At 70.5% G+C, this 11294-nt stretch carries 1 protein-coding gene; it reads left to right on the top strand.

Translation table 11 applies throughout. The features are described 5' to 3' along the window. Nucleotides 1-11294, top strand: an 11294-nt coding sequence (locus A5680_RS03135; protein WP_156674988.1) for a non-ribosomal peptide synthetase, incomplete at both ends; no start/stop codon positions are given.

Below are 11294 nucleotides of genomic sequence, written 5' to 3'. Positions count from 1 at the left end.
GCATCTACGCCGACGTCCTGGGCCTCGAGCGCGTCAGCACCGACGACTCCTTCTTCGAACTCGGCGGCGACAGCATCCTGGCGCTGCAGGTGGTCTCGCGAGCACGCGCCGCCGGCCTGACGTGCCGGCCCCGGGACGTCTTCGTCGAGCAGACCGTCGCCCGCCTGGCCCTGGTGGCCGGGGTGGCCGACGGCGAGCCCGCGGTCGTCGACGAGGGCCTCGGGCCGGTGCGGGCCACCCCGATCATCCGCTGGCTGGAAACGGCGAGCGGCCCGATCGATGAGTTCAACCAGACAATGGTGCTGCAGGCTCCCGCCGGAGCGCAGGAGGCCGACGTGGCCGCCGTGCTGCAGGCCGTGCTCGACCGGCACGCCATGCTCCGGGCGCGGGTCGACGACGGCGACGGGTGGTCGTTGTGGGTGCCCGAGCCCGGATCCGTCGACGCGGCCGGGTGCCTGCGGGCGGTGGATGCGCTGTCCGACGCGGCGTTGGTCGAGGCGCGATCGCGGCTTACCCCCGCCACCGGGGCGATGCTCAGCGCGCTGTGGGTCCGTCCCACCGGCCAGCTGGTCTTGATCGTCCACCATCTCGCCATCGACGGCGTGTCGTGGCGAATCCTGTTGGAGGACTGGAACATCGCCTGGGTCCAGCAGCGGGGCGGACAGCCGGCCCCCTTGCCCGCGGGCGGGACGTCGTTCGCCCGATGGGCGAGGCTGCTCGACGAACACGCGCGACGGCCCGAGGTCGTCGAACAGGCGGCCGCCTGGAAACGGATCGCGGCCACCCCGCCCGCCCTGCCGGCACCCCGTCCCGACGCCGACACCTACGCCACCGCCGGGAAGTTGTCGGCGGCTTTGGATGTCGAGGCGACGCGCACGCTGCTCGGCGAGGCGCCCGCGGCGTTTCACGCCGGCGTGCAAGACATTCTGCTGATCGCATTCGGGTTGGCGTGGGCGGAGTTCCTGGGGGATGGCGCCGGCCCGGTCGGCATCGATGTCGAGGGCCACGGCCGCCACGAGGAGCTCGCACCCGATGTCGACTTGTCCCGCACGGTCGGCTGGTTCACCACCAAATACCCTGTGTCGCTGGCGATCAGCGGGCCGTCCTGGGACCAGGTGCTGGCCGGGGAGCCGGCGCTGGGCGCCGCGATCAAGGACGTGAAGGAACAACTTCGCGCGGTGCCGCACCCACTGACGTACGGCGCGCTGCGTTACCTGAACGGCGATGTCGCGCTGGACGGCGCCGACCCGTCGATCGGGTTCAACTATCTGGGGCGCCTCGTCGCGGGGGCCGAACTGTCCGATGAACTGTGGCGGCTGGACCCGCAAAGCCTGACCCTGACGGAGGCGGCCGCGGCGGTCCCAATGTCGTTGGCGCACACCGTCGAACTCGACGCCGGCACCGTCGACACCGACGAGGGGCCGCAGCTGCACGCCAACTGGACCTGGGCGTCGTCGGTCCTCGACGAGGCACAGGTCGACCGGCTGAGCCAGCTGTGGTTCGACGCCCTGCGCGGCATCTGCGCGCACGTGCGGGCCGGTGGCGGCGGGCTCACGCCGTCGGACATCGCGCCCGCCCGCCTCAGCCAGCGGCAGATCGACGAGCTGCACCAGCGCTACGACGTCGCCGACATCCTCCCGCTGTCCCCGCTGCAGCAGGGCCTGCTGTTCCACTCCAGCACCGGCGGCGACGAAATGTACGCGGTGCAACTGGATTTCACGCTCGAAGGGCCCCTCGACGCCGAGCGCCTGCACGACGCGGTGCGCACGGTGATCAACCGGCATCCACATTTGGCGGCCCGGTTCTACGAGCGGTTCGACGAGCCGGTGCAGATCATCCCAGCCGATCCCGTGGTGCCGTGGCGCTACGTCGCCCTCGAGACCGAGCAGCAGATCGAGCGGCTGTGCGCCGACGAGCGCGCGGCGGTCCGCGACCTGGCCGACCAGCCGCCGTTGCGGGTCGCGGTGGTGCGCACCGCGGCGGAACGGCACCGGCTGGTGCTCACCAACCACCACATCGTCCTCGACGGCTGGTCGCTGCCGATCCTGCTGCGCGAAATCTTCACCACCTACTACGGCGAGCGGCTGCCCGCGGCCGCGCCCTACCGCAGCTTCGTCACCTGGCTGGCCGATCGGGACCTCGACGCCGCCCGCGCGGCCTGGGCCGCCGTGCTCGCCGACTTCGACACGCCCACATTGGTCGGCCCCACGGACCGACTGGGGCAAGGGGAGCGCGGCGCCGCGGTGTTCCGTGTGCCGGAGGAAACCACCGGCGCCCTCGCCGATTTGGCGCGCTCCTGCCACACCACCGTCAGCACCGTCCTGCAGGGCGCCTGGGCGCTGCTGCTGACCTCGCTGACCGGACAGCGCGACGTCGTCTTCGGCACCCCGCGGTCCCGCGTTGGCCAGCTCGAAGTGGCGGAATCCATGGTGGGGTTGCTGATCAACACCGTGCCGGTGCGGGCCAACATCACCGCGACAACCACCGCCGCGGACCTGCTGCGCCAGCTGCAGGACGCCAACAACGACACGCTCGAGCATCAACACCTGGCGCTCAGCGACATTCATCGCCTCACCGGCCACGAGCAGCTCTTCGACACCCTGTTCGTCTACGAGAACTACCCGATCGGCGACGGCATGCAGCTGGGACCCGACGGCCTGTCGATCGCCGACTTCACCAACCGCGAGTACAACCACTACCCCCTGACCATGGAGGCCCTGCCGGGCCGCGAACTCGGCCTGCACGTCGAGTTCGACACCGGCGTGTTCGACGCCGCGAGCATCGAGGCGCTCGTCGAACGGTTCCGGCGGGTGCTGGCGGCGATGACCGCGGATCCCGCCCGGCGCCTATCGGCCATCGAACTGCTCGACCGCGACGAGCGAGACCTGGTGCTGGCCCGGCTGTCCGGCGCCGGTGTCACCGCACCGGTCGCGGTGGCGCCGGACCTGTTGGCGGCGGCGGTGGCGACCAACCCGGACGCGGTGGCGGTGGTCGACGGCGAACGGCAGCTGTCGTACCGCGAGATCGACGAGTGGTCGACGCGACTGGCGCGGGCGCTGATCGACGCGGGTGTGGGCCCGCAGCGCGCGGTGGGCGTGGCCATCGATCGTTGTGTGGAACTGGTGGTCGCGTGGTGGGCGGTGGCAAAGGCGGGCGGCGTTTACGCGCCGGTGGACTCCGAACACCCCGTCGAACGCGTCGCCACCGTGCTGGACGCCGCCGGTGCCGTCTGCGTATTGACCTGTGGCACAGACGAACTGGCGGGCGCCGGGGGCCGGCCGGTGCTGCGCATCGATGCGCTGGACGTGTCCGCCCGCAGCGCCCAGCCGATCACCGACGCCGAACGGTCGGCGGCCCTGACGGTACGGGACACCGCCTATGTGATCTTCACGTCGGGCTCGACCGGTGCCCCGAAAGGCGTGGTGGTCAGCCACGCCGGCCTGCTGGGATGGGCTACGGCGCAGCGTGATTCGTGCGGCCTGAGCGCGGACACGCGGGTGCTGATGGTGGCCTCGCCGACCTTCGACGCGTCGATCGGTGAGATGTTGTTGGCGGCGAGGTCGGGGGCTGCGCTGGTGGTGGCGCCGCCGCAGGTGTACGCCGGGGAGCCGTTGACCGCGTTGCTGCAGAGCCAGCGCGTCAATGCGGCTTTCCTGACCCCGACGGTGCTCTCGTCGCTGGATCGAGCCCGGCTGGACGGGTTCGACAGGCTGATGGTCGGCGGCGAGGCCTGCCCGGCGGAGTTGGTGGCGGCCTGGGCACCGGGTCGGCGCTTGTTCAACGTCTACGGTCCCACCGAAGCCTCCATCTGGATCACCTCCAGCGCCCCGCTGTCGGCCGACGGCCCGGTGCGCATCGGCCGTCCCATCCCGGGCGTGTGCGCCATGGTGCTCGACGCCTGGCTGAAACCCGCTCCGATCGGCGTGGTGGGCGAGCTGTATGTGAGCGGCCCAGCGCTGGCGCACGGCTACCTGGGGCGGGTCGACCTGACCGCGGAGCGGTTCGTCGCGAATCCCTATGGGGCCGTGGGGGAACGGATGTACCGCACCGGCGACCTGGTGCGCTGGACCCGCGACGGGGACCTGGACTTCGTCGGCCGCGCCGACGCCCAGATCAAGCTGCGGGGCCAGCGCATCGAACTGGGCGAGATTGAAAACACCCTGCTGGCCTGCCCGCAGGTCACCCAGGCCGCCGTGACCGTCCGCGACGGCGCCACCGGTTCTCATCTGGTCGCCTACGTCACGCTCGATCACAACACCAGCGCCGACCATGACGCGGACAACGTCGAAGAGTGGCAGAACCTCTACGACGACCTGTACGGCGCCGAACTCGAATCCCGCTTCGGCATGGACTTCCGCGGCTGGAACAGCAGCTACACCGGCGACCCGATCCCGCTCGATGAGATGGTCGAGTGGCGTGCCGCGACCGTGGATCGCATCATGGCCCTGCAGCCGCGGCGCGTGCTGGAGATCGGCGCGGGTTCGGGATTGTTGCTGTCGCAGATCGCCCCGCGGACCGAACAGTATGTCGCCACGGATTTCTCGCCGGTGGCCATCGACAACCTGACGCGCTCGCTGGAGCAATTACAACCTCAGTGGCGTGACCGGGTCGAACTGCTGACCCAGCCGGCCCATGTCACGGATCACCTGCCGCGGGAACACTTCGACACCATCGTCGTCAACTCGGTCGTCCAATATTTCCCCAACGCGGGCTATCTCGCCGAGGTGATCGACAACGCGATGACCCTGCTGGCGCCGGGCGGGGCGTTGTTCATCGGCGACGTGCGTAACCACGCCCTGCAGGGCGCTTTCCAGACCGCGATCGTGCTGACGCGGGCCGGCGAGGCCGCCAGCGACACCGACGCCGCCGAAATCCGCCAGCGTGTTCGCCACGCCATGCTCGGCGAGACCGAATTGCTTTTGTCGCCGGAGTTTTTCACCACCTGGGCCCTCACCTGCCCGGCCGCCGGCGGGCTCGACATCCAAGTCAAACGCGGATTGGCCGACAACGAACTGAACCGGTTCCGCTACGACGTGGTCATCCACAAGGCGCCCGCCGAGGTCCGCTCGGTGGCGACCGCACCCACCTGGCCGTGGGCCCGGTGCGCCGGCCTGGACGGGCTGCGCGACGAGTTGGCGTCGCGGCGTCCCGCCGTCGTCCGCATCACCGACATCCCCCAGGCGGGAGTGGCCACCGACGTCGGCGTCGAAACCGCGCTCGCCGCGGGCCAACCGGTGGCTGAGGCGCTCAGCCAGGCCGCCCCCGACGCGGCCGTCGCCGAGGAACTGCACCGGATCGGCGAGGCCATCGGTTATCGGGTCGCGGTGACCTGGGGCGCTCAGCGCGGCACGCTCAGCGCGGTTTTCGTCGACGACGGTGACCAGCCGGGCGCGCCCTTGACCGACCTCTATCTGCCGCCGTCCGGCACCCGGCACCGCACCCGCCACGCCAACGACCCCCGCACCAACACCAAGATCGGCGAGGTGCGCGATCGGCTGAACGCGTGGTTGCCCGAGTACATGGTGCCGACACACATTGTGGCGCTCGAGGAATTCCCGCTGACCTCCTCGGGCAAGCTCGACCGCAAGGCCCTGCCCGAACCGGACTACCAGGACGTGGATCGCTACCGCGCCCCGGCCACCGCGGTGCAGGAGATCCTGGTCGGCATCTACGGTCAGGTTCTCGGGCTGGAACGCGTCGGCGTCGACGACTCGTTCTTCGACCTGGGCGGGGATTCGCTGTCGGCGATGCGATTGATCGCCGCGGTCAACAGCAGCCTGAATGCGAACCTCGGGGTGCGGGCCGTTTTCAACGCGCCCACCGTCGCCGAGCTGGAGTTGCTCATCGGCGACGAAGCAAACCGGCCGCAGCCGCTGGTGGCGGGGGAGCGCCCCGAGGTTATTCCGCTGTCCTTCGCCCAGAGCCGGCTGTGGTTCATCGACCAATTCCAGGGCCCCTCACCGATGTACAACGTCACGGTCGCGCTGCGCCTGCGCGGGCGCCTGGACGCCGAAGCCCTCGGTGCGGCGCTCGCCGACGTGGTCGCCCGCCACGAAAGCCTGCGCACGGTGTTCGCGGCGACCGACGGAATCCCCCGGCAGGTGGTGATTCCCGCCGAGCGAATCGGTTTCGCCTGCGACCTCGTCGATGCCCGCGGCTGGCCGGACGACCGGTTGCGCGAACGCATTGCGGAGGCGGCTCGGTACACCTTCGACCTGGCGAACGAAAGCCCTTTGCACACCGCGCTTTTCACCGTCAGCGACAACGAACACATCCTGGCCGTCGCGGTGCACCACATTGCCGCCGACGGTTGGTCGATCACCCCGTTCGCGCGCGACCTCGGGGTGGCATACGCCAGCCGGTGCGCGGGGGAGGCGCCCGACTGGGCCCCACTGCCGGTGCAGTACGCCGACTACACGCTGTGGCAGCGCGCGCATCTCGGCGACGTGGAGGACGGCGGCAGCCGCATCTCGGCCCAGTTGAACTTCTGGGCGGACGCGCTCGCCGGCCTGCCGGAACGCCTACAGCTGCCCACCGACCGGCCCTACCCGCCGGTCGCCGACCACCGCGGCGCCCGCCTGGCCGTGGACTGGCCGGCGGAGTTGCAACAACACCTCCGCCGGGTCGCCCACGAGCACAACGCGACCAGCTTCATGGTGATCCAGGCCGCGTTCGCGGCGCTGCTCGCGCGGGTGAGCTCCAGTGACGATGTGGCAGTGGGCTTCCCGATCGCCGGGCGCTCCGAGCCCGCGCTCGATGACCTGATCGGATTCTTCGTCAACACGTTGGTGCTGCGGGTCAACCTGAAAGAGCTCGGCGGGGACCCGACGTTCGCGGAGCTGCTCGCGCAGGTGCGCCGCCGCAGCCTGGCCGCCTTCGAGCACCAGGACGTCCCCTTCGAACTGCTGGTGGAGCGGCTCAACCCCACCCGGAGCCTGACGCATCATCCGCTGATCCAGGTGCTGCTGGGCTGGGAGAACTTCCCCGGGGAGGCGACCGCCCCCGCGGGCGGGCTGGCCCTGGGCGAGCTGCAGGTCACCCCAATGCCGTTGCACACCAACACCGCTCGCATGGATCTGACGTTCTCGCTGGCCGAACGCTGGACCGAGACCGGTCAGCGCGCCGGCATCGCCGTGACGGCCGAGTATCGCACCGACATCTTCGACGGCAAGACCGTCGAGGGACTGATCGAGCGGCTGCAGCGGCTGTTGACGGCCGTCACCGCCGAGCCGCAGCGCAGATTGTCGTCGGTGGACCTGCTCGATGCCGGCGAGCATGCGCGCCTGCAGGAGTGGGGCAACGCCGGCGTGCTGACCCGGCCGGCCACTCCGGTGTCGGTCCCGTCGCTGTTCGCCGCGCAGGCGGCGCGCACGCCCGACGCGGTGGCGCTGGTCTGCGGGGACCGGTCCATGACCTACCGCGAGTTGGACGAGGCGGCAAACCGGTTGGCGCGACTGCTCATTCACCTCGGCGCGCGGCCGGGAGAACGGGTGGCGCTGCTGTTTTCGCGGTCGGCCGAGGCGATCGTGGCGATCCTGGCCGCGCTCAAGTCCGGGGCGGCCTACCTGCCGATCGACCCGGCCCTACCCGCGGCCCGGATGGAGTTCATGCTCACCGACGCGGCGCCGATCGCTGCGGTCACCACCGCCGCGCTGGCCGACCGGCTGGACGGGTTCGACCTGACGGTCGTCGACGTGCACGACCACGCCGTCGACGACCAGCCCGGCACGGCGCCACCAGGGCCGGCACCCGACGACCTGGCGCACATCATCTACACGTCCGGCACCACCGGCGTGCCCAAAGGCGTTGCGGTGACACAACACAACGTCGCCCAGCTGTTCGACGCCCTGCGGATCGGCATCGAGCTGGGGCCGCAACAGGTGTGGACCCAATTCCACTCGTACGCCTTCGACTTCTCGGTGTGGGAGATCTGGGGCGCGCTGCTGCACGGCGGACGCCTGGTGGTGGTGCCCGAGCCGGTCTCGCGTTCACCGGAGGAATTCCACGCCCTGCTGATGCGCGAGGGCGTGACGGTGCTCACCCAAACCCCCTCCGCGGTAGGCATGTTGACCACCGACGGTTTGGACGGGACCGCGCTGGTGATCGGGGCCGAGCCCTGCCCGCCCGAGTTGGTGGACCGCTGGGCGCCCGGGCGAACCATGGTCAACGTCTACGGTCCGACCGAAACCACGATGTGGGCGTGCAAGAGTGCGCCGCTGCGGGCGGGATCGGGCTTCCCCCCGATCGGCTCGCCCGTCACGCGCGCGGCCTTCTTCGTGCTCGACGAATGGCTGCGGCCCGTGCCGGCCGGCGTGGTCGGCGAGCTGTACCTGGCGGGTGACGGGGTGGGCGTCGGCTACTGGCGCCGATCCGCGTTGACCGCGTCCCGCTTCATGGCGTGCCCGTTCGGTGCGCCCGGAACCCGCATGTATCGCACCGGCGACCTGGTGTGCTGGGGTCCCGACGCGCAGCTGCGCTACCTGGGCCGCGCCGACGAGCAGGTCAAGATCCGCGGCTACCGCATCGAACTCGGCGAGATCCAAGCGGCGCTAAGCGGTTTGGCGGGCGTCGAGCAGGCAGTGGTCGTCGCCCGCGAGGACAGCCCCGCTGCCTTGCGCCTGGTGGGTTACGTCACGGGAACGGTCGACGTCGCCACGGCCCGGGCCGCACTGGCCGAGCGACTCCCCGCGTACATGGTCCCGGCGGCCGTCGTCGCGCTGCCCGCGCTGCCCATGACCGTCAACGGCAAGCTCGACACCCGCGCCCTGCCGGCGCCGGACTACCGAGACGTCGACAATTACCGCGCCCCGACCACCGCGGTCGAGGAGATCCTCGCCGGCATCTACGCCGACGTGCTCGGCGTCGACCGCGTCGGCGTCGACGACTCGTTCTTCGACCTCGGCGGCGATTCGCTGTCCACGATGCGCCTCGTCGCGGCGATCAACAGTTCCCTGGACACCGAACTGCCGGTGCGCGTCGTGTTCGAGGCGCCGACGGTCGCGCAGCTGGCGCCCCGCATCGACCAGGGCGCCGGCCGCCTCCAGCCACTGGTGGCCGCCGAGCGGCCGGCGGTGATCCCGCTGTCGTTCGCCCAGAGCCGGTTGTGGTTCATCCAGCAGTTACAGGGGCCCTCGCCCATCTACAACATGGCGGCCGGGCTGCGGCTGACCGGAAGCCTCGATGCCGACGCGCTGCGCGCGGCCCTGGCCGACGTGGTGCGCCGCCACGAGAGCCTGCGCACCGTATTCCCCGCGCACGAGGGAACGCCCCGGCAGGTCGTCATCCCCGCCGACGACGTCGATTTCGGTTGGGACGTCGTCGATGCCACCGCGTTCTCGGCCGGCGAGCTGGACGAGGCCGTCGGGGCGACCACGCACTACGCCTTCGACCTCGCCACCGAAGTACCACTGCGCGCAAGGCTTTTCGCCCTCGGCGAGCGGGAACACCTGCTGGTGATCGTCGTGCACCACATCGCCGCGGACGGCTTGTCGCTCACACCGCTGGCCGCGGACTTGAGCGTGGCGTATACCAGCCGTTCCGCGGGGCGGGTCCCCGGGTGGACCGACCTGCCGGTGCAGTATGTCGACTACACGCTATGGCAGCGCGCGCAATTCGGCGAACTGGACGACACCGCCAGCCCCATCGCCGCCCAGTTGGCGTACTGGCAGAACACCCTGGCCGGCATGCCCGAGCGCTTGCAACTGCCCACCGACCGGCCCTACCCACCCATCGCCGATCAGCGCGGCGCCAGCGTCGCCGTGGCCTGGCCGGCCCACTTGCAGCAGCAGGTCCGCCGGGTGGCCCGCGAACACAACGCCACCACCTTCATGGTGGTGCAGGCCGCCCTGGCGGTGCTGTTGTCGAAAATCAGTGCCAGCGCCGATGTTTCGGTGGGCTTCCCGATCGCCGGCCGCCGTGACCGCGCGCTCGACCAACTCGTCGGCTTCTTCGTCAACACGCTGGTCCTGCGCATCGACCTGGCCGGCAACCCCAGCTTCACCGAACTGCTGGGACGGGTTCAGACGCGCAGCCTGGAGGCCTTCGAACACCAGGACGTGCCGTTCGAGCTCTTGGTGGAACGGATCAACCCGACCCGAAGCCTCACCCATCACCCGCTCGTGCAGGTGATGTTGGCCTGGCAGAACTTCACCGGGCACGACGATCCCGCCGCCGGTTTGGCCCTCGGCGACCTCGAGGTGAGCTCCGTGCCGCTCGACAGCGATTCCGCCCGAATGGATTTGGTGTTCTCACTCGCCGAGCGCTGGGACGAGAACGGCGAGCCGGCCGGCATCGGCGGCCGGGTGGAGTTCCGCACCGACGTGTTCGACGCGCACACCATCGAGGCGCTCGTCGACCGCCTGCAGCGCGTGCTGACGACCGTGACCGCCGACTCCGGCCGCGTGTTGTCGTCGGTGGATGTGCTCGACGCCGCTGAGCGCGCTCGATTGGATCTGGTTGGCAATCGGGCGGTTTTGAGTGAGCCGGAGCCGAAATCGGTGTCGGTGCCCGGGTTGTTCGCCGCGCAGGTGGCCCGCGCGCCGGAGGCGGTGGCGCTGGTCTGCGGGGACGTGTCGATGACCTACCGCGAGCTGGATGCAGCGTCGAACCGGTTGGCGCGGCTATTGATGGCCCGCGATGCGGGCCCGGGACAGACGGTGGCGCTGCTGTTTTCGCGGTCCGCCGAAGCGATCGCGGCGATCCTGGCGGTGCTCAAGACCGGGGCGGCCTACCTGCCGATCGACCCTTCTTCCCCGGATACCCGGATGGCGTTCATGCTCGGTGACGCGGCCCCGGTGGTCGCAGTCAGCACCGCCGATCTGGCCGGGCGATTCCAGGTCCACGGTGTGCCCGTCGTCGACGTCGACGATCGGCGCCTCGACACCTTGCCCGGCACCGCGTTGGCGGAGCCGGACGCCGAGGGGTTGGCGTATGTGATCTACACCTCGGGCACCACTGGTGCGCCCAAAGGTGTTGGGGTGACGCATCGCAACGTGACGGCGTTGATCGGATCGCTGGATGCGGGGTTACCGGCGCCGGGGGTGTGGTCGCATGCACACTCGCTGGCTTTCGACGTGTCGGTGTGGGAGATCTTCGCCCCGCTGTTGCGGGGTGGGCGGCTGGTTGTGGTGCCCGAGTCGGTGGCGGGTTCGCCGCCGGACTTCCATGCGGTGCTGGTCGCCCAGGGGGTCGATGTGCTGACCCAGACCCCGTCGGCGCTGGCGATGCTGGATCCGGCCGGCCTGGACGGGGTGGCGCTGGTGTTGGCCGGGGAGGCCTGCCCACCGGAGGTGGTG

The organism is Mycobacterium sp. E2989 (assembly GCF_001667595.1).
Classification (GTDB): Bacteria; Actinomycetota; Actinomycetes; order Mycobacteriales; family Mycobacteriaceae; genus Mycobacterium.
Note: the sequence above shows the minus strand (reverse complement) of the source record. Positions and strands in the feature narration are given on the sequence as shown.